Origin of the sequence: Spirillospora sp. NPDC047418 (genome assembly GCF_040643275.1) — a bacterium.
Lineage (GTDB): Bacteria > Actinomycetota > Actinomycetes > Streptosporangiales > Streptosporangiaceae > Spirillospora.
Genome location: NZ_JBEYTW010000068.1, coordinates 15,612 through 37,688 on the forward strand (window position 1 = coordinate 15,612; position 22,077 = coordinate 37,688).

The 22,077-nt window shown below is 75.7% G+C and carries 23 protein-coding genes and 1 riboswitch; all 23 genes read left to right on the forward strand.

The features are described 5' to 3' along the window. Position 1: 1 nt before the first annotated feature. Positions 2-140, reverse strand: a riboswitch (cyclic di-AMP (ydaO/yuaA leader). A gap of 387 nt (positions 141-527) precedes the next feature. The 23 genes from ABZ806_RS31925 (at position 528) to ABZ806_RS32035 (ending at position 22,077) form a co-directional block, all read left to right on the forward strand. Further along, positions 528-797: an acyl carrier protein gene (locus ABZ806_RS31925; RefSeq protein ID WP_500221154.1), complete on the forward strand. Its 270-nt coding sequence runs from the start codon at positions 528-530 to the stop codon at positions 795-797. Positions 798-817: 20 nt separating this feature from the next. Further along, a complete protein-coding gene (locus ABZ806_RS31930; protein WP_500221156.1) occupies positions 818-2,038 on the forward strand; it encodes a beta-ketoacyl-[acyl-carrier-protein] synthase family protein in 1,221 nt (406 codons plus the stop codon). Then, positions 2,038-3,189, forward strand: coding sequence for a beta-ketoacyl-[acyl-carrier-protein] synthase family protein (locus tag ABZ806_RS31935; RefSeq protein WP_500221157.1), 1,152 nt, complete (start codon positions 2,038-2,040; stop codon positions 3,187-3,189). The genes ABZ806_RS31930 and ABZ806_RS31935 overlap by 1 nt, the downstream gene beginning before the upstream one ends. Continuing rightward, complete coding sequence (locus tag ABZ806_RS31940) at positions 3,186-4,184, forward strand: beta-ketoacyl synthase N-terminal-like domain-containing protein (RefSeq protein WP_500221158.1); 999 nt, start codon at positions 3,186-3,188, stop codon at positions 4,182-4,184. Before ABZ806_RS31935 ends, ABZ806_RS31940 begins: the two co-directional genes overlap by 4 nt. Next, positions 4,181-4,942: an alpha/beta fold hydrolase gene (locus tag ABZ806_RS31945; RefSeq protein ID WP_500221159.1), complete on the forward strand. Its 762-nt coding sequence runs from the start codon at positions 4,181-4,183 to the stop codon at positions 4,940-4,942. The genes ABZ806_RS31940 and ABZ806_RS31945 overlap by 4 nt, the downstream gene beginning before the upstream one ends. Beyond that, a complete protein-coding gene (locus tag ABZ806_RS31950) occupies positions 4,939-5,934 on the forward strand; it encodes a thioesterase family protein (RefSeq protein ID WP_500221160.1) in 996 nt (331 codons plus the stop codon). Before ABZ806_RS31945 ends, ABZ806_RS31950 begins: the two co-directional genes overlap by 4 nt. Positions 5,935-5,938: 4 nt before the next feature. Continuing rightward, complete coding sequence (locus ABZ806_RS31955) at positions 5,939-7,111, forward strand: beta-ketoacyl-[acyl-carrier-protein] synthase family protein (protein ID WP_500221161.1); 1,173 nt, start codon at positions 5,939-5,941, stop codon at positions 7,109-7,111. Beyond that, a complete protein-coding gene (locus tag ABZ806_RS31960; protein WP_500221162.1) occupies positions 7,108-8,049 on the forward strand; it encodes a beta-ketoacyl synthase N-terminal-like domain-containing protein in 942 nt (313 codons plus the stop codon). The genes ABZ806_RS31955 and ABZ806_RS31960 overlap by 4 nt, the downstream gene beginning before the upstream one ends. After that, positions 8,043-8,876, forward strand: a complete 834-nt coding sequence (locus ABZ806_RS31965; RefSeq protein ID WP_500221163.1) for an SDR family oxidoreductase — start codon at positions 8,043-8,045, stop codon at positions 8,874-8,876. The genes ABZ806_RS31960 and ABZ806_RS31965 overlap by 7 nt, the downstream gene beginning before the upstream one ends. 13 nt (positions 8,877-8,889) lie before the next feature. After that, positions 8,890-9,996, forward strand: a complete 1,107-nt coding sequence (locus tag ABZ806_RS31970) for a beta-ketoacyl synthase N-terminal-like domain-containing protein (RefSeq protein ID WP_500221164.1) — start codon at positions 8,890-8,892, stop codon at positions 9,994-9,996. A 1-nt stretch (position 9,997) separates the two neighbouring features. Then, a complete protein-coding gene (locus ABZ806_RS31975) occupies positions 9,998-10,249 on the forward strand; it encodes an acyl carrier protein (RefSeq protein WP_500221165.1) in 252 nt (83 codons plus the stop codon). Next, entirely contained in the window at positions 10,246-10,602 is a 357-nt protein-coding gene (locus ABZ806_RS31980; protein WP_500221166.1) for a 3-hydroxyacyl-ACP dehydratase FabZ family protein, read from the forward strand. The genes ABZ806_RS31975 and ABZ806_RS31980 overlap by 4 nt, the downstream gene beginning before the upstream one ends. After that, on the forward strand, positions 10,599-11,078 hold the full coding sequence (locus tag ABZ806_RS31985) for a 3-hydroxyacyl-ACP dehydratase FabZ family protein (RefSeq protein ID WP_500221167.1): 480 nt from the start codon (positions 10,599-10,601) through the stop codon (positions 11,076-11,078). Before ABZ806_RS31980 ends, ABZ806_RS31985 begins: the two co-directional genes overlap by 4 nt. Positions 11,079-11,107: 29 nt before the next feature. Continuing rightward, the gene (fabG, locus tag ABZ806_RS31990) at positions 11,108-11,854 is read left to right on the forward strand and encodes a 3-oxoacyl-[acyl-carrier-protein] reductase (RefSeq protein WP_500221168.1); all 747 of its coding nucleotides are present in this window, start codon (positions 11,108-11,110) and stop codon (positions 11,852-11,854) included. Beyond that, positions 11,851-12,576, forward strand: a complete 726-nt coding sequence (locus ABZ806_RS31995; protein WP_500221169.1) for a 2-hydroxychromene-2-carboxylate isomerase — start codon at positions 11,851-11,853, stop codon at positions 12,574-12,576. Before fabG ends, ABZ806_RS31995 begins: the two co-directional genes overlap by 4 nt. A gap of 135 nt (positions 12,577-12,711) precedes the next feature. Next, the gene (locus tag ABZ806_RS32000; RefSeq protein ID WP_500221170.1) at positions 12,712-14,448 is read left to right on the forward strand and encodes a fatty acyl-AMP ligase; all 1,737 of its coding nucleotides are present in this window, start codon (positions 12,712-12,714) and stop codon (positions 14,446-14,448) included. Then, positions 14,445-16,208 carry an acyl-CoA dehydrogenase family protein gene (locus ABZ806_RS32005; RefSeq protein ID WP_500221171.1) on the forward strand — a complete coding sequence of 588 codons (1,764 nt, stop codon included), beginning with the start codon at positions 14,445-14,447 and terminating at the stop codon, positions 16,206-16,208. Before ABZ806_RS32000 ends, ABZ806_RS32005 begins: the two co-directional genes overlap by 4 nt. Continuing rightward, a complete protein-coding gene (locus ABZ806_RS32010) occupies positions 16,205-17,917 on the forward strand; it encodes an acyl-CoA dehydrogenase family protein (protein ID WP_500221172.1) in 1,713 nt (570 codons plus the stop codon). The genes ABZ806_RS32005 and ABZ806_RS32010 overlap by 4 nt, the downstream gene beginning before the upstream one ends. Before the next feature lie 14 nt (positions 17,918-17,931). Then, positions 17,932-18,198: an acyl carrier protein gene (locus ABZ806_RS32015; protein ID WP_500221173.1), complete on the forward strand. Its 267-nt coding sequence runs from the start codon at positions 17,932-17,934 to the stop codon at positions 18,196-18,198. Next, positions 18,198-19,673: a condensation domain-containing protein gene (locus ABZ806_RS32020; RefSeq protein WP_500221174.1), complete on the forward strand. Its 1,476-nt coding sequence runs from the start codon at positions 18,198-18,200 to the stop codon at positions 19,671-19,673. Before ABZ806_RS32015 ends, ABZ806_RS32020 begins: the two co-directional genes overlap by 1 nt. A 49-nt stretch (positions 19,674-19,722) precedes the next feature. After that, complete coding sequence (locus ABZ806_RS32025; protein WP_500221175.1) at positions 19,723-20,691, forward strand: TauD/TfdA family dioxygenase; 969 nt, start codon at positions 19,723-19,725, stop codon at positions 20,689-20,691. Between the two features lie 119 nt (positions 20,692-20,810). Continuing rightward, positions 20,811-21,866 carry a 2,3-diaminopropionate biosynthesis protein SbnA gene (gene sbnA / locus ABZ806_RS32030; RefSeq protein ID WP_500221179.1) on the forward strand — a complete coding sequence of 352 codons (1,056 nt, stop codon included), beginning with the start codon at positions 20,811-20,813 and terminating at the stop codon, positions 21,864-21,866. Further along, a complete protein-coding gene (locus ABZ806_RS32035; protein ID WP_500221176.1) occupies positions 21,859-22,077 on the forward strand; it encodes an MbtH family protein in 219 nt (72 codons plus the stop codon). Before sbnA ends, ABZ806_RS32035 begins: the two co-directional genes overlap by 8 nt.

Below are 22,077 nucleotides of genomic sequence, written 5' to 3' on the forward strand. Positions count from 1 at the left end.
CTCCTTCTTCCATAAGCCGCCTACCGGGTTAGCTGACGGGTTCGGACGTGGAAGTCGCCCTACGGCCTGGAACGGCCGATTCACCCCAGTGAGGGTGGGTCCCCGGCTCCGCGCGACGGCGGACTCGGCGGTTGCCGCTGCGCTGTGCGGAGCGGCGTTGCTGTTGTCGCCCACCGGCTGTGCCGGGTGGGACAAGAGCGCCTGGTGGGCGCCTTGGCGGGGGCCAAGCTACTCACATCACCAAGAGAAGGCAAACCCCCGCAAAATCAAACCCGCAGCTCAGGCGCCTCCCGAACCGCGGGAAACCCCCTGCCGCAGGGCCCTGCGGCCCCCTCGCGGAGCGGCCCGCCGCACCGCCCCCCGCGACCGCCCGGCCGCCGCCCGGCCACCGTCCCGCGACCGCCCCGGACCGCCGGGCGGACCCTGCGGCCGGGGCCCCGGCCGGCTCGGCCGTATAGGAAACGTATAGCGGCGGATCGCACGCTCTGCGGGACTGATGAACCGGTGCGGGAAATGGCGGAGGTGACATGTCCGGCTCGAATTTCACGGCGGTCCTGGACGGCGAGGGAAAGGGTCAGATCAAGGAGATCGTGTGCGAGATCCTTGAGATAGATCCGAACGAGATCACCGACGGGAGCCTTTTCAAGGAGGACCACGGCGCCGACTCGCTGCGCGCCATCGAGATCCTGGCCGCGCTGGAGCGCACGTTCCGGGTGACCATCGACCAGGCGGCGCTGGACCAGATGGTGAACCTCGACGGGGTCTACTCCGTCGTGGCCGACGCCGCCCGGGAATGAGCCGGGCGATGGGCCGGGCGATGGAGCGTGTGGTGGTCACCGGTCTCGGGCCGGTGACCAGCATCGGCACCGGCGTCGCGGAGTTCGCCGCCGGCCTGCGCGCCGGGCGCAGCGGCGCCAAGCCGATCACCGCGTTCGACACCGCCGGGTTCGCGCACGCCGGCGGATGCGAGATCGACGACTTCCGGCCCGGCGACTGGATCACCGAGACCCGGCTGGACGAGCTGGGCAGGGCCGCCCGGTTCTCCGTCGCGGCGGCGCGGATGGCGGTCGCGGACGCCGGCCTCGGGCCGGCGGAGCTGCGGGCCCGGCGGGTCCTGGTGTCGATGGGGACCACCGACGGCGAGTCCCGCGACCTCGACCACCTGGTGGAGAGCGAGCTCGACGGGGAGACCGGCGCGTTCGATCCGGTGATCGCGCGGCGGGTCGGCGCGGTGCGGCTGTCGTCGGCGATCACGGCCGAGCTCGGGCTCACCGATGTCGAGGCCGCGACGCTGCCCACGGCGTGCGCGGCGGGCAACTACGCCGTGGGGAGCGGGTTCGACGCCATCCGCTGCGGGGACGCCGAGATCGCCCTGGTCGGCGGGGCGGACGCGGTCTGCCGCAAGACCTTCACCGGGTTCTACCGGCTCGGCACCATCGCCCCGGAGGTCTGCCGGCCGTTCGACAAGGACCGCAAGGGCATCCTCACTGGGGAGGGCGCGGGCGTCCTGGTCCTGGAGAGCCTGGAGTCCGCGCTCGCCCGGGGTGCGCGGATCCACGCCGAGGTGCTGGGCTACGGGCTGTCGTGCGACGCCCGCCACCCGGTCGCCCCGGACCGCGACGGGATCACCCGCTGCATCGAGCTGGCCCACCGCAACGCCGGGATCGACCCGGCGGACGTGGACTTCATCTCGGCGCACGGCACCGGGACGAAGGCCAACGACGTCACCGAGACCGGCGCGATCCGGCAGGTGTTCGGTGACCGGCCCCCGCCGACCGTGTCGATCAAGGCGATGATCGGGCACACGATGGGCGGGGCCAGCGCCATCGCGGCGGTGGCGTGCGCGCTGGCGCTGCGCGAGGGGTTCATCCCGCCGACCATCAACCACGTCGAGACCGACCCCGAGTGCGGCATCGACTGCGTCCCGAACCGGGCGCGCCCGGCGGACCTGCGGATCGCGCAGAACAACGCGCTCGCGTTCGGCGGGAACAACGCCGTGCTCGTCCTCGGCCGGGCCCCCGCCGCCGGAGCCGCCTGATGGGCTGGATCATCACGGGCATGGGCGCCGTCGCCGCGACCGGCGGCGACGTGGCCGGGTTCTTCGGCGCGCTGTGCGCCGGCCGCAGCGCGCACGCCCCGCTGCGCGGCTTCGACCCGACCCGCTACCGGGCCCGGAACGCCTACGAGATCGACGACCGCCCGGCGTCCGGGGACGTCCCGCTGCGGGCGAGCCGGTGGCTGGAGCGGGCGGTGGCCGCCGCGCTGCGCGACGCCGGGATGGGCGAGCGGCTCGGCGACGTCCCGGTGCTGGTCGGCACCACCCTGCGGGAACTGCGCTCGGTCGAGCTGAGCTGGCGCGACGGCGTCCCGTTCGACCCGGCGGACCTGCACTTCGGCGCCGTCCTCGGACGCCGGTTCGGCGCGACCCGCACCTACACCGTGGCCAACGCGTGCGCGGCGTCGCTCTACGCGCTCGGCCTCGGCACCGACCTGCTGGAGCTGGGCGAGTGCGACACGGTCGTGGTCGCCGGAGTCGACACGATCACCGAGAGCACCTACGGGCTGCTGGACCGCTGCTACCCCGAGGCGCCGGACCGGATCCGCCCGTTCGACCGGGACCGCCGCGGGATGCTGCAGGGCGAGGGCGCCGCCGCCGTCGTGCTGCGCCGCGCCGCCGACGGCCCCGGCCCGGCCGGGCGGCGGCACGCCACCGTCCGCGGGGTCGCGGTCAACTGCGACGCCGCGCACCCGTCCGCGCCGGACGCCGGGAGCATCGGCGCCGCGATCCGCGAGGCGCACGAGCGGTCCGGGGTGCGGCCCGCGGACATAGACCTGGTCATGCTGCACGGCACCGGCACGCCGCTGAACGACGAGGCCGAGGCGGGTGCGCTGGCCGAGGTGTTCGGGACGGCCGCGGGCCGCCCCCACATGACGGCCGTGAAGTCCATGACCGGGCACACGGCGGGGGCGTCCGGGCTGCACAGCCTGGTCGCCGGGGTGGAGGCGATGCGGACCGGCACCGTCCCGCCGACCGTGCATCTGGACGACCCGATCGACGAGGTGGCGGGGTTCCGCCTGGTGCGGGGCGCCGCCGCGCACACCACGGGGCTGTCGGTCGCCCAGGTCGACTCGTTCGGGTTCGGCGGCCTCAACGCCGTCGCCATCGTGGAGAGGGCGGTCCGGTCATGAACGCGCCGGCCATGGACGTACCGGCCGACGACCTGGTGGTCACGGGCACCGGTCTCGCGCTGCGGGGCGTCGGCGAACCCCGCCGGCTGCTCGCGCCGCACCCGCCGCCCGGCGACGGTGACGACCCCGTCGCCCGGCTCACCGGGCGCGGGCTGCGCTACCGCGACCGGGCGACCCGGCTCGCGATGTGCGCCGCGCGGGACGCGCTGGCCGCCGCCGGGCTCGTCCGCCCGCCGGGGACGCCGGGCGATCTGACGGTGCCGGCGCACCGGGCCGGCGTTGTGGCCAGCACCAACTACGGCAACGTCGACACCGTCTGCGACACGGTCACGACCATCGCCAAGGAGACCTACACGGGCACCAGCCCCATGGCGCTCCCGGCGACCGCGAGCAACGTCGTGGCGTCCTGGGTCGCGATCACCCACGGCCTGCACGGCGCCAACCTGACGCTGTGCAACGGGGAGACCTCGGGGCTGGACGCCGTGCACTGGGCCCGGCAGCTGGTGGCCGCGGGCCGCGTCGGCTGGGTGCTGGTCATCGGCGTCGAGCCGGTGAACCCGCCCGTCCGCCACCTGGCGACCGGCGGGACGGGCACCGATGCCAGGCTGCTGGACGGCGCGGCGGCCCTCGTCGTGGAGACGGCCGGGTCCGCCCGGGAACGCGGCGCGCCCGCGCTCGCCGCCATCGGCCCCTACGCGCGGAAGGGCACGTGGCACGAGGCGGTCGCCGCCGTGCGCGGTCCCGGCGCGGAGCCGGTCGGGCTGTGGTGCGCGCCCGGCGGCACCGTCCCGCCGCACGCGCTGGACCCGGCTCAGACCTGCGACCTCACCGCGACGCTGGGGGAGTGCTCGGGGGCCCTCGGCGTGCTCCAGGCGGTCGCCGGGACCGCGTGGCTGCACGGCGGCGGTTCCGCCGACGTCCTGGCCACGGCCGGGACCGGACGGGACGGCGGCGCGGACGCGTCGGCCGCGCTGATCCTGCGGGCCGCGCGGTGAGCGGCGGCCTGCTCCTGCTGCACGGGCTGGCCGGCGGCCGGCTCGCCTGGAGACCGCTGCGGGAACGGCTGCCCGCGGGCCTGCCGGTGCGGGCGCCCGAACTGCCCTGGTCGGCGGCGGCGCCCCGCTGGGACCACCGGGCCGATCCGCTCCGCGTCGCCGCCGCCGCGATGGCGGCGGTCCCCGGCGGCGTGCCGGACGCCGTCGTCGCGCACTCCTACGCGGCCAACGTCCTGCTGTCGCTCCTCGCGGACCGGGCGCGCCCGCGCCCCTCCGCCGTCGTCCTCGTCGCGCCGTTCTACCGGGCGTCGGAACAGGACTTCGAGTGGGCGACGATGACCCGCTACATGGCCGGGTTCCTGCCGCTGATCGACGAGGGCCTGCGGGTCGGCTCCGCCGGCCGGCTGACCCCCGAGGTGCGGGAGAGCATGGCGCTGCGGGTGCGCGACCGGCTCGGCCCCTACGGCTGGATCCGCTTCTTCGACGCCTACCTGCGCACGCCGTTCCTCGACACCGCGGCCGTCGACCTGCCGGTGCTGATCGTCGGCGGCGAGCAGGACCCGGCGGCCCGCCCGCAGGACGCGCGGGCGCTGGCGGCCGCCCTGCCCGACTGCCGCCTCGAACTGCTGGACGGGTGCGGCCACAACGCCATGATCGAGCACCCCGACCGCTTCGCCGCGGTGGTGCGCGAGTTCCTGTCCCGCTTCCTGCCGATCCCGACCACGACCCCGATCCGCGAGCAACCGGAGCCGATATGACCATCACCGAAGCAGCCGGAGGCGCCGCCCGCCCGGCCGGGCCCCTCGCGCGGCCCACCGAACTGGAGATCCGCCCCCGCTACGAGGGGTCGAACATCTGTACCTGGATCGGGTTCAAGCACGTCAACTACATGGTCGAGGAGGCCGTCCTCGAACACCTGCGGCGGCGCGGGGCACCGGCCGGCGAGCTGTACGAGCGGTACGGCCTCTGCGTGGACATCGCCGACATCGACACCCGCATCCTGCACGCCTTCCACATCGACGACCTCGCGGTCGCCGAGGTCGCCCCGCTGGAGCGCGCGGCCGATGACGAACTGGCGTTCGCGGTCCGGCTGCACCGGCGGGCCGATCCGGGCAACCTGGCGGTGTCGGCCAAGGTGCGCGTCGTCCTGCGGCACGACCCGCACGGCTTCGCCGCCGAGGACGTGCCCGCGCATCTGGCGCCGTTCGCCGCGGCGGGGGCCGGGCTGCCCGCCCCCCGCGAGACACCCGCCGTCCCGGTCGGGGACGGCGACCCGGTCGCGGCGCTCGGCGGCGGCGACTCCTTCGTGTGGAAGTGGCCGATGCCGTACTTCTACTGCCACTTCACCGAGCGCGTGCAGATGTCGGGCTACCTGCGGCTCATGGAGGAGGTCGTCGACCTGTTCCTCGCCGACCGGGGTGTGTCGATCAAGCGGCTGCTGGACGAGCAGGACTGGATCCCGGTCGTCCCGCACTCGCGCATCACCCTGCTGGACGAGGCGCGCATGGAGGAGGACCTCTACACCGTCTTCACCGTCGAGAACGTCTTCAAGCGGTTCACCTACACCGCGCGGATGGACTGCTACGTGCTGCGCGACGGCGTCCTGACGCCCACCGCGACCGGGCACATCACGCACGGCTACGCGGTGATCGAGAACCGTCGCGACTGGAGCCTGGTCACCTTCGACGACCGCCTCACCGGCGCCCTGGCGGGCACCGGCGGGCAGGGGCACGGCACGGGGCGGGGATGAGCCGATGACGGGGGATCCCGGGCGCGAGCCGGTGGTGACCGGCGTCGGCGCCGTGACCTGCTTCGGCTACGGGGCCGGGACACTGTGGGACGCGATGGCGGCCGCCACCGCGCGGCCGCCGGACCGCCCCGCCGACCCGCTGGCGCGCATGGAGCTGCCGCTCATCCACCTCGTCCCCGGCGACGACAACGGCGACGACAACGGCGACGGCGGCGGCGCGGCCGGGCGTGCGGCCGGGTTCGCGCTGGCCGCCGCCGGCGAGGCGCTGCGCGACGCCGGCCTCGCCGAGGCGCCGGACGCCGCCGTGGTGGTCGGCAGCTGCATGGGCGAGGTGGCGGTCGCCGAACGCGGCCGCGGCGCCACCGGGGCCGGGTGGGATCCCGCCTTCCGGCTGGCGGCGGCGGTCGGCGACCGGCTCGGCGCCACCGGGCCGAACCTGAGCGTCGCCAACGCCTGCGCGGCGGGCACGTTCGCGGTGAGCGCCGCCGCCGACCTGATCCGGGCCGGGGAGGCCGAGCTGGCGGTCGCGGGCGGCTCCGACGGCTACTCCCGCGTCGCGCTCGGCTGCTTCAACCGCCTCGGGGCGGTGGACCCGGTCCGCTGCCGGCCGTTCGACCGGCACCGCGCCGGGACGATCTTCGGGGAGGGGGCCGGGATGCTCGTCCTGGAGTCCAGGGCGCGCGCCGAGGCCCGGGGCGCCGCCGTGCTCGCGCGGGTCGGCGGCGCGGGCTGGAGCTGCGACGCCCACCATCCGACGGCGCCCGAACCGGGCGGCGCGCAGGTCGCGCGGGCCGCGCGGGAGGCGCTCGGGGACGGCGGCCCGCCGGGCTGCGTCATCCCGCACGGCACCGGCACCCGGCTGAACGACGTCCAGGAGGCGGGCGCGCTGCGGGCGGTGATCGGCCCCGGCCTGGACCGCGTCCCGCTCTACAGCCTGAAGGCGCTGATCGGCCACACCGGCGGGGCGTCCGCGGCCATCGCGGCGTGCGCGGCGGTGCTGATGCTGCGGGACGGGACGGTCCCGCCGAACGTGCCGCTGGACGACCAGGACCCCGACTGCGCGGTGTGGCTGCCGCAGTCCGGCCCCGAACGGCTCACCGGGCCCGGCCGGCGGGTCCTGGTGAACGGCTACGGCTTCGGCGGCAACAACTGCTCGATCGTGCTGGAGGCGGCGTGATCCCCTCCATGGACGCCGTCGTGACCGGGATCGGCGTGGTCGTCCCGGCGGCGGGCGACGACCCCGCGACCTGGTTCGACGTCCGGGCCCGGCTCGGCGGCCGCGGCCACAAGTACCTGCCGCGCACGGCCCAGTACCTGCTGGCGGCCGCCCGGGACGCGCTCGCCGACGCCGACGCGGGCGCGGGCGCCGGGCCGGCGGCCGTCCCGCAGGAGCGCCGGGGCGCCGTGCTGGCCACCAACAACGGCCTGGCGCCGACGCTGGACGCGATGGACCGCGCGGTCGCCGGCCAGGGCGCCGACGGCCTGAGCCCGGCCCGCGCCCCCTTCTTCGCGATCAACGTGCTGGGCAACCGCCTGGCGTCCGACCACGGCATGAAGGGGTTCGCGCTCACCGTCACCTCGCCCCGCGTGGCCGGGCTGGAGGCCGTGCAGTCGGGGCTGCGGGCCATGGCTGCCGGCCGGTGCGACGCGCTGCTCGTGGCGGCGGCCGAGGACGGCCTGCCGGACCGCTCGCCCGAGCAGGGCTCCGCCGCCCTGGTCTTCGAGCCGCGCCCGGCGGCCGAGGCGCGCGGTGCCCGCCGCCGCGGCGCGTGCCGGGTCCGGACCCTGTTCGCCCCGCCCCGCCTGCTCGGCGACGCCGAGGGCCGGGACCGCGTCGGCGCGGCCGTCCGCGCGGCGGTGAAGGACCTGGGCCACGGCGCGGCGCTGCCGGCCGAGGTCGTGGACGACGGTTCCGCCGTCGCCGACCTGGTGTGCCGCGTGCTGGCCGAGACCGCGGCCGGCGTGCACCGGACACCGGCGGGCAACGGATGCCTCACCCCGATGGCGCGGCTGGCCGGAGCGCTGGCCGGGCCGCCCGGGGAGCGGCTCATCGTGGCCGCCGCGGCCGAGGGGAACCTCGCGCTGGCGCGTGTCGAGGGGAGCCGGTCGTGCTGATACCGATCAAGGGCGCCTGGTGCCTCGTGCTGGGCGCGTCCAGCGGCATCGGCCGGGCCATCGCGCTGGGCCTGGCCCGCGAGGGCGGCAACGTCATCGGCGTCCACTTCGACACGGCGGCGCATTCGGACAAGGTCGAGGCACTGGTGGACGAGCTGCGCGGCCACGGTGTGGAGGCGCACTTCTTCAACGTCAACGCCGCCGCCGAGCGGACCCGCACCGAGATGACGGCCCGCATCGCCGACCTCACCGCCGGGGCCGGCCTGCGCGTCCTGGTCCACTCGCTGGCGTTCGGCTCCCTCGTGCCGTTCCTGCCGCGGGACGGCCGCCCCGAGGGCCTCAGCAGGCGGCAGATGGCCATGACCCTCGACGTCATGGCGCACAGCCTCGTCTACTGGGTGCAGGACCTCGTCGCCGCCGGCCTGCTGCCGCCCGGATCCAAGGTCTACGCGATGACCAGCTCGGGCACCACGCTCGCGCTGCCCAGCTACGGCGCGGTCAGCGCGGCCAAGGCGGCGCTGGAGTCGCACGTCCGGCAGCTCGCCCTCGAACTGGCGCCCCGCCGGATCGCGGTCAACGCGCTGCGCGCCGGGACGACCGTGACGCCCGCGCTGCGGCGCATCCCCGAGCACGCCCAGTTCGTCGACGAGGCCGCCCTGGCCAACCCGCACGGCCGGCTCACCACACCGGAGGACGTGGCCGAGGCGGTGGTGCTGCTGTCGCGCACCGACTCCTCGTGGATCACCGCCAACACCATCGGGATCGACGGCGGGGAGCTGTACGCGCCCGGCACGGCATGGGCCGCCGGGCCCCCGGACGACAAGTGAGGAGGGCACACCGATGGATGCCGATGCTTTGGTGATCTCCGGGTGGTCGGCGATCTCGGCCTTCGGCCTGGGCGCGGACGCGTTCGCCGCCGGGCTGCGCGGCGGACGCGCGGGCGTGCGGCCGTTCGCCGCCGGCGCCGGGATCGGGCCGTTCGAGTGCGGCGGGACGGTCCCGGACTTCACCGCCGCGGACGTCCTCGGCAAGAAGGGCACCCGCTCCATGGACCGGGTCACCGCCCTCACCGTCGCCGCCACCGGGCTCCTGCTGGAGTCGGCGGGCCCCGGGCCGACCGGCGATCCCGACCGGGTCGGGCTGGTGCTCGGCACCGGCTCCGGCAGCGTCCAGAGCATCATGGACTTCACCCGCGACGGACTGACGGGCGACAAGCCCTACCACGTCGACCCCGCGCTGTTCCCCAACACCGTGATGAACCGGATGGCCGGGCAGAGCGCCATCTGGCACGGGCTGCGCGGCCCCAACGCGACCGTCGCCGCCGGCGCGCTGACCGGGCTGTCGGCGCTCAACTACACCGCCCGGCTGCAGCGCTGCGGGCACGCCGAGACCATGCTGTGCGGCGCCGCCGAGGAGCTCACCCCGCGCCGGGCCTGGCTGGAGTGGCGCGCGACCGGCGGCGAGGCCCCGCCGCCCGGCGAGGGCTGCGCGATGTTCCTGCTGGAACGCGCCGCCGACGCCGCGCGCGGCGGCCGGACGCCGCTGGCGGCCGTGCTCGGCTTCGGGTTCGCCGCCGCCGGCCCGGACCTGCCGCTGCGGGACGCGATGGTCCGGTGCGTGCGCCGGGCACTGGACCGCGCCGGGCGCACCGCCGCCGACGTGCGGCTCGTCGCGCCGTCCGACGCCGAGGGCCCGGAGGGCAAGGAGGAGCGGGCCGCCCTGGACGAGGTCCTCGGCGGCGGCGTCGCCGCCGTCCACTGCCGCGAGGCGATCGGCGACACCGGCGCCGCGTCCGCCGCCTTCCAGCTCGCCGCCGTGCTCGCCGCCGCGCCGGAGCGTCCCGGGGCCGTCCTGGTGACCTCGGTCGACCGTGCCGAGGGCACGGCCGGCTGCGCGCTGTTCGACCTGCCCGCCGCCGACGGCGGCGGCCGAGAGAAGGGAGAGTGACATGGCCGACCGGCTCGACAAGGAGGAGCTGCGGGTCCTGATCGCCGAGGTGCTGGACCTGCCCGTCGCCGAGGTGACCGACGAGGCGCACTTCCTGAAGGACCTGGAAGTGGACTCGCTGATGGCGCTGGAGATCATGGTCCGGCTGGAGAAGCGGTACGGACTCCGCCTGGAGGAGTCCGAACTGGAGTCCATCACCACCCTCGACGCGACCTACGGCCTGCTGGACGACCGGCTGAAGGCGGTGTCGTGACGACCGCGTCGTTTCCGGTCGACCCCGGCGACCCGGTGTTCCCCGGGCACTACCCGGGCTACCCGGTGCTGCCGGGCGTCCGGCTGATCGAGTACGCCGACCGCGCCGCGCGCGCCCTGCCCGCGCTGCGCGCGGACGGGCCGCCGGTGCGGCTGGCGGCGGTCGAGCGGTGCCGCTTCCTCGCCCCGGTGTACCCGGGGGACACCGTCACCGTCACCGTCTCCGCCGACGTCGCGGTCGACCCGGCCGCCGACGGCACCGGGGCGGGCCTGCGGTGCACGGCCAAGGCGGCCACCGGCCGCGGTCCCGCCGCCGACATCACCCTCCGCTACCGGAGGGGGACGGCCGGATGATCGGCGTCGCCGCGATCAAGCGGATCATCCCGCACCGCCACCCGATCCTGCTGGTGGACCGGGTGCTGTCGGTCGAACCCGGCGCCCGGCTCACCGCGCTGAAGGCGGTGACGGCGGCGGAGCCCTGCTACGCCGCCGTCGCGGACGACGCCGACCACGCCTACCCCGCGTCCCTGCTGATCGAGTCGTGGGCGCAGGCGGCCGTGCTGCTGTCGGTCTGGGAGCAGCCCAACCCGGACGTGCTCGCCGGGAAGGTCGAGCTGGCCGGGGCGATCAACGACGTCCGCTTCGAGCGTCCCGTCCATCCGGGCGACGTGCTGCGGCACGAGGTGCGGATGGTCAGGGCGGTCGCGGACACCGCCATCCTCGCGGGCGCGACCACCGTGGACGGCGCCCCCGCCATGTCCGTCGGCCACTTCGTGGTCGCGCTGCGCCCCATCGACGTGCTCGGGCCGGCGCCCGAGCCGGTCGCGTGAAAGGGGAACCCCAAGTGAAGGAGGACGCCGTGACGGACACGGCACGCCCCGTCGCACTGGTCACCGGCGGCTCCCGGGGCATCGGCCGCGCGGTCGTGCACCGGCTGGCCGAGGCCGGGTACGACGTCGCGTTCTGCTACCACAGCAGCCGGGAGGCGGCCGAGCTGGTCGCGAAGGAGGCGCGCGAGCAGGGCGCCCGGGTGCTCGCCCGCCGGGTCGACGTCACCGACCGTCCAGCGGTGAAGGCGTTCACCGGCGCCGTGGAGGACGAACTCGGCCCGGTCGCCGCGCTGGTCGGCGTCGCCGGGATCACCGCCGACCGGCCGCTCGTGCTGATGCGCGACGAGGACTGGGACGCGGTGCTGCGCACCAACCTCGGCGGCACCTACAACGTGTGCCGGGCGGCGCTCTTCCCGATGCTGAAGCGCAAGGCCGGCGCCGTCGTCACCGTCTCGTCGGTCGCGGGCGTGGCGGGCAACGCGGGGCAGACGAACTACTCGGCCGCCAAGGCGGGCATCATCGGGTTCACCAAGGCGCTCGCCAAGGAGGCCGGCCCGCACGGGATCCGGGCGAACACCGTGGCCCCCGGCTTCATCGAGACCGACATGACCGCCGGGCTCCCGGAGAAGCTGACGGCGGAGATGCTCGGCCGGATCTCGCTCGGCAGGTTCGGGCGGGCCGGCGAGGTCGCGGACCTCGTCGCGTTCCTCGTCTCCGACCGCGCCTCCTACATCACCGGCCAGGTGTTCCAGGCCGACGGGGGGATGGCGCTGTGAGCCGCCGGGACCGTCCGCCGCGCTTCTACTTCAACCTGCGCAGCCCCTACTCGTGGCTGGCCTACCGCGACCTGCTCGGCCGGTACGCGGACCTGGCCGCGCGGGTGGAGTGGGCGCCGTTCTGGGAGCCGGACGAGCCGAGCCTGAAGCTGCTCGCCGAGGCGGGCGGGGAGTTCCCCTACACGCCGATGTCGCGGGCCAAGCACCTCTACATCCTCCAGGACGTCCGGCGCCTGGCGGCCGAGCGCGGGCTCGCGATCGGCTGGCCGGTGGACCGGGAGCCCTGGTGGGAGGTGCCGCACCTGGCCCACCTCGTCGCCCGCCGGCGTGGCCGGGGCGCGGAGTTCGTCGCGGCCGCCTACCGGGCGCGCTGGGAGGAGGGCCGCGACATCTGCGACCCGGCGACCGTCGCGCGCATCGGCGACGGTCTCGGGCTGGACCCGGCCGAGCTGACGGGCGCGGTGGACGACCCGGACGTGCGCGCCGAGGGCGCGCGGGCGCTGCTGGAGATCTACGAGGACGGCGTCTTCGGGGTGCCGTTCTTCGTCAACGGGTTCGAGAAGTTCTGGGGCGTGGACCGGCTGGCCGCCTTCGCCGCGTCGGTCGCCGCGTCGGCTGCCGCGCCGGTCGCCGGGCCGGTCGCCGCGCCGATCGCCGCGCCGTGTGCCGCGTCCGTGCGTCCCGCCGCGTTCGACGACGGCCACGCCGGAGGCTGCGGCTGACATAGGCCGCATATAGCCCAGGTATAGCGGCGGCCGTGACGATCGGACCATCGAAACGCTCACCGAATCGCTCATCGAGACGAGCCAGAGACCGTTGGGAGGCCCGGGTCCGGCGTGCCTGATTCCGCTGATCTGATGACCGTGGTCTCGCGCCACGCCGACCGGGACCCGGCGGCGGCCGCCGTCCGCTTCTTCCGGGGCGCCGGCGAGCGCCGGACGGAGGAGGTCCTGTCCTACGGGGATCTGGACCGCTCGGCGCGGGCCACCGCCGTCGCGCTCCGGGAGCACTGCCTTCCGGGGGACCGGGTGCTGCTGCCCTTCCCGCCGGGGACCGGCTTCGCGGCGGCGTTCCTCGGCTGCCAGTACGCGGGGCTCGTCCCGGTGCCGGTGCCCGCCCCCGCCCGGTCCGCGCACCAGATCGACCGGACCGGAGTGGTCGCGGCCGACGCCCGGCCGTCGCTGGTCCTCACCGAGGCGTCCGCGCTGCCCGACGTCCGCGCACGCCTCGCCGACGGGGGTCTCGCCCGGCTGGACGCGCTCGCGATCGAGACCGCGCGGGCGGCGGATCCGGACGAGTGGCACCCCCCGGCGAACGGCCGAGGCGACCTGGCGTTCCTCCAGTACACGTCCGGTTCGACCAGCGAGCCCAAGGGCGTGATGGTGTCGCGGGCCAACCTCGTCCACAACCTGGAGCTCATGCGGCGCAGCCACGGCTGGGACCGGGACACCGGCTTCTGCAGCTGGCTGCCCGTCTACCACGACATGGGCCTCATCGCCATGCTGCTGATGCCGCTCTACCTCGGCGGCACGGCGGCGCTGATGCCGCCGACCGACTTCCTCAAACGCCCCCGGACCTGGCCGCAGCTCGTGGACGACACCGGGGCGCAGGTCAGCTGCGCACCCGACTTCGCCTACGAGCTGTGCGCGCGCCGCGTCACGGCGGAGGAGGCGGCCGGGCTGGACCTGTCCCGCTGGCGCTACGCCTGCGACGGGGCCGAGCCCGTCGCCGCCGAGACGCTGCGCCGGTTCACCGAGCGCTTCGCCCCGTCCGGGTTCGCGCCCGAGGCGTTCCTGCCCGGCTACGGGCTGGCCGAGGCGACCCTCTACGTCTGCGGGGCGCCCGCGGCGGAGGCCCCCGTCGTCACCCGGGTCGACGCCGAGGCGCTCGCCCGGGACGAGTTCGTGCCGGCTCCCGGCGGTACGAGCCTGGTGAGCAGCGGCCACGTCCGGGTCCTGGACGTGCGGATCGTCGACCCGGCCACCGCACGGGTGCTGCCCGACGGGCGGGTCGGCGAAGTCTGGATCCGCGGGGAGAGCGTCGCACTGGGCTACTGGAAGCGGCCCGGGGAGACCGCCCGCGTCTTCGGCGCCGCCACGGCCGCCGGCGAGCGCGGCTTCCTGCGCACCGGCGACCTGGGCGTCCGGCAGGGACCGGAGCTGTACATCACCGGCCGGCTCAAGGAGATGCTCATCGTGCACGGCCGCAACCTGTACCCGCACGACATCGAGCGGGAGGCCGGGGCCCTGGACGAGGCGTTCGCCGGCCTGCCCGGCTGCGCGTTCGCGGTGCCCGCGCCGCACGAGGAGATCGTCGTCGTGCAGGAGGTCCGGGCCCGGGGACGGGACGCGGCGGAGCTCCCCGCGCTGGCGCGCAGGGCCAGGACCGCGCTGTCGACCCGGCTGGGCGTCCGCGTCGCGGGCTTCGTGCTCGTCCGCGTGGGCCAGGTGAGCCGGACCACCAGCGGGAAGATCCGGCGGCTGGCCGTCCGGGAGCGGTTCCTCGGCGGCGCGCTGCGCACCGTCCACGAGGAGCTGGACGGCGCGGTCCGCGACCGGTACCGCGCCCCCGAGCCCGTGAGGAACCCGGCATGAGCCATCCGCCCTACGCGCCCTACGCGCTGACCGAGCGTCTGGAGCGGCGCTTCGGCGACCCCGGCGACGCGGCGCGCGCCTTCTCCCTCGCCCGCTGCGCCGAGCTCGACCGGCGCGCCGAGTTCCCCGCCGCGATCTGCCGGGAGCTGGACGAGGCGGGGGTCGCCGCCTACTACGTGCCCGCCAGGTTCGGCGGCGCCGTCCGCACGTTCGAGGACACGCTCCAGGTCGTCCGGCTGATGGCGCGCCGCGACCTGACCGTCGCGATCGGGCACGGCAAGACGTTCCTCGGCGGTGTCTCGGCCTGGGTCGGCGCCGGGCCGGACCAGGCCCGGCGGGTCGCCGCCGAGGTGCTCGGCGGCGGCGTCGTGTCCTGGGCGCTGACCGAGCGGGCGCACGGCAGCGACCTGCTGGCGGGCGAGGTCACCGCCGTCCCGGCGGACGGCGGCTACCGGGTCACCGGCGAGAAATGGCTGATCAACAACGCCACCCGGTCCGACGTCGTGTGCCTGCTCGCCCGCACCGACCCGGCCGGCGGGCCGCGCGGCTTCAGCCTGCTGCTGATGGACAAGCGCAGGCTCGGCCCGGACGGCTACCGGTGCCTGCCGAAGGTCCGGACGCACGGGGTGCGCGGCGCCGACATCAGCGGCATCGGCTTCGACGGCGCGGCGGCGGGCGCCGGGGACCTGCTCGGCGCGCCCGGCGGCGGCGTCGAGACCGTCCTGAAGGGGCTCCAGCTCACCCGGACCCTGGTCGCCGCGCTGTCGCTCGGCGCCGCCGACCGCGCGCTGCGGCTGTGCACCGGCTTCGCCCTCGGGCACGCGTTGTACGGGCGCCGCCTGGTCGACCTCCCGCATGCGGCGCGCACCCTCACGACGGCCTACACCGACCTGCTGATCGCGGAAGTGCTGAGCCTGGTGGCGACGCGCGCGATCCACGCCCTTCCCGGTGAGCTGAGCGTGCTGTCGGCGGTCGTCAAATACCACGTGCCGACGAGCGTCGACGCGCTGATCGCGAACCTGGGGCAGACCATGGGCGCGCGGGCGTTCCTCGCGACCGACGACGTCCACGGCCTGTTCCAGAAGGTCGAACGGGACCACCGCATCGTCGGCATCTTCGACGGCAACACGCTCGTCAACCTCAACGCGGTGATCAACCATTTCCCGGTGCTGGCGCGCATGTTCGCCGAGGGCCGCGCGGACGAGACCGCCGTGGCCGCCGCGGCGGACGTGGCGCAGCCGCCCCCGGAGTTCGACCCGGACCGCCTCGGGCTCCTCTCCCGCACCGGGTGCTCGCTCCTGCAGGGCCTGCCGGCGGTGGTCGCCGCGCTGCCCGCCGGCACGCCCCCGGCCGTGGCGGACGCGGCACGGCGGCTCTGCGCGGCGGCCGCCGACGTGCACGCGCGGATGGCCGCTCACCGCCCCACCGCCCGTGCCGTCCCGGCGGCGGCGTTCGACCTGGCCCGCGAGTACGTGCTGTGCGTCACCGGCGCCGCGTGCGTGCGGTTCTGGCTGCACAACCGGGAGCGGGCGGGCGGCGCGGAGCGGACGGCCGGGCTGTGGGACGGCGCCCTCTGGCTGGAGGCCTGCCTGACCCGCGTGCTCGGCGCGCTGCGTCCCGGCCCGCCGGGCGAGGACGGCGGCGACGGCGGCGACGGCGGCGCGGTCTACGACCGGCTGCTGCCCGAACTGCTGGCCCAGTACCGCGGCGGGTTCCTGTTCTCCCCGCTGCCCTGCCGACTGCCCGAGGAGCGGCCATGACGCACGCGATCGCGGCCCCGGCCGACCGAGCCGACCGGGCCGACCAGACCGGCCCGGCCGGGCTCGAGGCCCGCCTCGGCGATCCGCTCGACCCGGCGAACCCGCTGGGCCACGCGGCGGTCGTGGCCGCCGACGAGCGGGGCGAGATCCTCGCCGCGGGCGAGGAGATGCTCGACGCCTGCGGCCTGAACGCCGAGTTCGTGCCGCGTTCGCTCGGCGGGCGGTTCGAGCGGGCCGACCGGCTGGCCGAGACCGTCCGCGCCGTGTTCCGCCGCGACGTCACGCTCGGGCTGGGCTACGGCATCACCAACTTCGTCGCCGCCGCGCCCGTCTGGGCGTCCGGGGACGCGGGGCAGCGCGCGTGGCTCGCCCGCCTGCTGCTGGGCAACCGCCGGGCGGCGGCCGCCTACACCGAACTCCGGCACGGCAACGACTTCACCCGCAACGAACTGACCGCGCTCCCGGCCGCGCCGGGATTCGTGGTGGACGGGCGCAAGGAACTCGTCAACAACGCCGAACGCGCCGACGCCGTCGTGCTGTTCGCCCGCACCGGCGACGGGCCGGGCAGCCGCAGCCACTCCCACCTGCTGGTGGACATGACCGCGCTGCCCGCCGGCCGCCGGAGGTACCTGCCGCGCTTCCCGACCGCGGGCGTGCGCGGCTGCCTGCTCGGCGGGATCGAGTTCGCCGGCTGCCCGGTGCCCGGCGACGCCCTGCTCGGCGAGCGCGGCGGGGCCATGGAGACCGTCCTCAAGGCGTTCCAGGTCACGCGGGCGGTGCTGCCCGGGGTGGTCGTCGGCGCGCTGGACACCCAGCTCCGCACGGCCCTGTCCTTCGCCGGGCGCCGCGTCCTGTACGGGGGGACGGTGGCCGACCTGCCGAACGCGCGGTCGGCGCTCGCGGGCGCCTTCCTCGACCTGCTGGTCTGCGACGCCCTGTCGACCGTCGGGGCCCGCGCGCTGCACCTGTGCCCGGCGGAGACCAGCGTGCTGACGGCGGCGGTGAAGTACCTGGTGCCCAAGATCCTGCGGGAGGCGTCCTACGACCTGTCGGTGCTGGTGGGCGCCCGCTCCTACCTGCGCGAGGGCCCCTACGCGATCTTCGAGAAGATGATGCGGGACCTGCCGCTGGTGACGTTCGCGCACGCCAACGCGGCGGTCTGCCAGGCGACGATCATCCCGCAGCTGCCGCGGCTGGCGGCGCGCGGCTGGCCGCGCGCCGAGCCGCCGCCGGACGCGCTGTTCGACCTCGGCGCCGGGCTGCCGCCGCTGGACTTCGGCCGGCTCGCGATCAACGCGCGGGGCGCGGACGGGCTGTCGGCGATGCTCGCGGTCGCGGCGGACGACGCCGATCCGCGCGTCGCCGCGTCCGCCGCCCGCCTGGCCGCCGAGCTGGCCCGGCTGCGGCGGCGCTGCCGGGACCTGCCCGCGCGGGACCGGACCGTCCTCGCGAGCCGCGCCGCCTTCGACCTCTGCGAGCGCTACATCGTGCTGCTCGCCGCCGCGGCGTGCATCGGCGTGCGGCGCAACGGCACCGGTTTCCGCGCCGAACCGGACTGGCTCGTCGGCGCGCTCGCCCGGCTGGAGGCGCGCCTCGGCCGCCGCGAGCGGGTCCCCGCGGACATCGAGGCGCGGCTGACCGCCGAGCTGTCCGCCCGGTTCGACGACCACCTGACCTTCGACCTGTACGCCCGGCGCCTCGCCGGGTGAGAGGAGCAGCGGCAATGCCGGACGCAAGCACCGTCCCCTCGGAGCGGGCCATCCGCGAATGGCTGATCGAGCGGGTCGCCTTCTACGCCGAGCGCGCCCCCGACACCGTCGACCCCGACGCCCAGATCGTGGAGCTCGGGCTCGACTCCGTCTACGCGCTGAACCTGTGCGGGGACGTCGAGGACGAGTTCGGCCTCGAAGTCGAGCCCACGCTCGGCTGGGACCACCCCACGGTGAACGCCATCACCGCCTTCCTGCTCGGGGAGCTGGGGCACCGCTGATGGACGGGACACCGGCAGAGGGGACACCGGCAGAGCGGACACCGGCAGAGGGGACGCCGCCGGAGGGGACGCGGCGCGGGCTCTCGGCCGGGCAGGAGGCCATGTGGTTCGTCCACCGGATGGCACCCGGCAGCGCCGCCTACAACATCACGCTCGCCTTCCGGGTGCGCACGTCCGCGTCGGCGCCGCTGGACGTGCCCGTCCTGCGGCGGGCGGTGGCCGAGCTGGCCGCCCGGCACGAGGTGCTGCACTCGACGTTCGCCGAGGGGGAGCAGGGGCCGGTCCGCGTCGTCGGCCCGCCGGACCTGGTCGGCCTGGAGGTCCGCGAGGTCCCGGACGCCGGCGACGCGCGGCTGCACGACCTGGTCCGCCGGGCCGGCGCCGAGCCGTTCCGGCTGACCGCGCAGGCGCCGCTGCGGGTGGTGCTGCTGCGCCGCGCCCCGGACGACGCGGTGCTGGCCGTCGTCGCGCACCACATCGTGTCCGACCGCACCTCCCAGTGGCTGATCATGCGCGACCTCCTGGACGCCTACCGGGGGCTGGCCGGGTCCGGAGGCCCGGCCTGGCGGCCGCTCGCGGCCTCGTTCGACGACCATGTGGCGGCCGAGCGGCGGATGCTGGCCTCGCCGCGCCGAGCGGAGCTGGAGGCGCGCTGGGCGCGGCTGTGCGCCGGGGTGCCGGCCGCCGAGCTGCCCGCCGACCGGCCGCGGCCCGCCCGGCAGACCTTCGGCGGCGCGACCCACCGGGTGACCTTCCCGGCCGGCCTCGACCGGCGGCTGCGCGAGCGCGCCGAGCAGGCGGGCGTCACCCCGTTCGTCCAGCTCCTCGGGATCTTCGAGGCGCTGCTCCACCGGTACGGGGGGCAGCCGGAGTTCGTGCTCGGCTGCCCGGTCGCCACCCGGTTCGGCGGCGCGATGCGCGACGTCGTCGGCTACCTCGTCAACACGGTCGCGCTGCGCGCCGCGTTTCCGCCCGGCACGACGTTCGCGCAGGCGGTGGCGTCCGCGCGGCGGCAGCTGCGGGACGCGCTCGGCGCCGCGCGCTACCCGTTCCCGCTGGTGCCGAAGGCCCTGGACCTCCCGCGTGCGGAGGACCGGCCGCCGGTCTTCCAGATCGCCGTCACGATGGTGGCCGCCGGCAACCGGGAACCGCTGCTGGACCTGCTGGCGGACGACGCGTCGGCGGAGCTGGAGTACGGCGGCCTGCGGCTGTCGATCGTGGACGTCGCGCACATGGAGGGCCAGCTCGACCTGAACGTGGAACTGCGGCAGAGCCCGAACTCACTGACCGCCGTGCTGCGCTACAACACCGACTTGTTCGAGAGCACGACCATCGAGCGGCTCGGCGAGCATTTCGTGCTGCTGTCGCGGGCCGCCGCAGAAGATCCCGGTGCCCGGATCGGCGCCGTCCCCCTGATGACCGAGGACGAGCTGCGCGGGCTGCTCCGGCTCGGCCAGGGCGCGACGGCACCGTGATCACAGCACCGTCGGGCGACCACAGCCATGGAAGGAACGGGGACCAGGCATGACACCGAGGGACATGGAAAGGCTGACGCTCACCGTCGCCGAACGGGACGAGCTGCGCGGCCTCGCCGACCGGCTGGCGGGGACGGAGCCGCAGCGCGTGGACGAGCGTCCGTGGGTGGACCGGGCGCGGGCGCTGTCCTGCGCGGTGCCGCGGCGGCTGCGCGAGCGGCTGCGCGCCTTCCGCAACGATCCGGGCACCGACGGGCTGCTGCTGGTGTCGGGGCTTCCGGTGGACCCGGCGGCGCTGCCGCCGACCCCGACCGTCCCGGAGTCGGTGGAGCGGACCGCGACCGCGGCCGCCGCCGTGCAGGCGCTGCTCACCCTGCACCTCGGGGAGATCATCGCGTTCCGGAACGAGAAGGCCGGCGCGCTGGTGCAGAACGTGGTGCCGGTGCCGGGCCGGGAGGCGTCGCAGAGCAACTCCGGCGCCGAGGTGCTGGAGATGCACATCGAGAACGCCTTCCACCCGCACCGGCCCGACTTCGTCGCGCTGTTCTGCCTGCGCAACGACCACGAGGACCAGGCCGGCCTCCAGGTCGGCTCCATCCGCCGGGCGGCGGCGCTGCTGTCCGACGACGACCGGAAGGTGCTGTCGGAGGAGCGGTTCGTGACCGAGCCGCCCCCCTCGTTCGGGGACATGGCGGGGGCGGCCGTCCCGCACGCGGTGCTGACCGGCGCCTGGGACGACCCGGACGTGCGGGTGGACTTCCTCAGCACCCACCCGCAGGACGAGGGCGCACGCGCGGCGATGCGGGCGCTGCAGGACGCGTTCGCCGAGGTCACGCGGACGCTCGTGCTGCGGACGGGCGAGCTGGCGCTGCTCGACAACCGGCTGACGATCCACGGCCGGACCGCCTTCACGCCCCGCTACGACGGCAACGACCGGTGGCTGTACCGCACGTTCGTCCACCTCGACCACCGGCGCTCCCGCGCCCTGCGCGCCGGGAACGGCAACGTCCTGGCCTGACGCTCGTATAGGCGCACATATAGCTGCCGTATAGCGGGACTTCGCACCATGGAAGAACAGGGCACGCGAATCGGATGTTCGAACGCGCGGAAATACCGGAAAGGGATGTCGTGGACGACATGACGGCGGCGGGAGTGCTCTCGACGATCGGCGGCACGCCGCTCGTCGAGCTGGCGAAGCTGCTGCCCGGCTTCCCCGGACGGGTCTTCGCCAAGCTCGAACGGTTCAACCCGGGCGGCAGCATCAAGGACCGGTCCGCGCTCAGCCTGCTGCTCGGCGGGCTCCGCTCCGGCGAGCTGGTGCCGGGCCGGTCGGTGGTGGTGGAGTCCAGCTCGGGGAACCTGGCGATCGGCATCGCGCAGATCTGCCGGTACCTCGGGCTGCGGTTCATCTGCGTGGTGGACGCGAAGACCACCGAGCAGAACCTGGCGATCCTGCGCGCCTACCAGGCCGAGGTCGAGGTCGTCACCGAACCCGACCCCGAGTCCGGCGAGTACCTGCCCGTCCGCCTGGCGCGGGTCCGCGAGATCGTCGAAGGCACCCCGCACGCGTTCTGGCCGGACCAGTACTCCAACCCGCTGAACCCCCGGGCGCACGAGCGCACCATGGGCGAGATCGCCGACGCGCTGGACGGCGGGGTCGACTACCTGTTCTGCGCCACCAGCACCTTCGGGACGCTGCGCGGCTGCGCCGCCTACATCCGGGCGCACGGCATGGACACCACCGTCGTCGGCGTGGACGCCGTCGGCAGCGTCCTGTTCGGCGGCGCGCCCGCGCCCCGGCTGATCCCCGGGCACGGCGCCTCGATCCGGCCCGCGCTCGCCGCGCCCGAGCTCGCGGACCGGGTCGTGCACGTGGCGGACCTGGAGTGCGTCGCGGGCTGCCGGCGGCTCATCGGCCGGGAGGCGATCCTCGCGGGCGGCTCGTCCGGCGCGACCGTCGCCGCCCTGGCCAGGCTCGCCCCCGAACTGGAACCGGGCGCCACCTGCGTCCTGATCTTCCCCGACGGCGGTGACCGCTACCTCGGCACCGTCTACTCCGACGACTGGGTGCGCGCCCGTTTCGGCGAGGTGTTCCACCTCTGGAAGGACGACCCCGTGGACGGGGCCGCCGCCCCCGCGGACCGGCACCGGCCGCGGCAGACCGCGACGAACGACTGGAGCTCACGTGGCTGACCAGCAGCAGAACGACGTCCGCCACCGCGTGGTGCGCAACGACGAGGAGCAGTACTCGGTGTGGTGGGCCGACCGGCCGCTGCCCGCGGGCTGGCACGCCGAGGGCACCGAGGGGACCCGCGAGGAGTGCCTGGCGCACATCGCCGGGATCTGGACGGACCTGCGCCCGCTGAGCCTGCGCCGCCGCATGGCCGGGCAGAGCGCGGGCTGA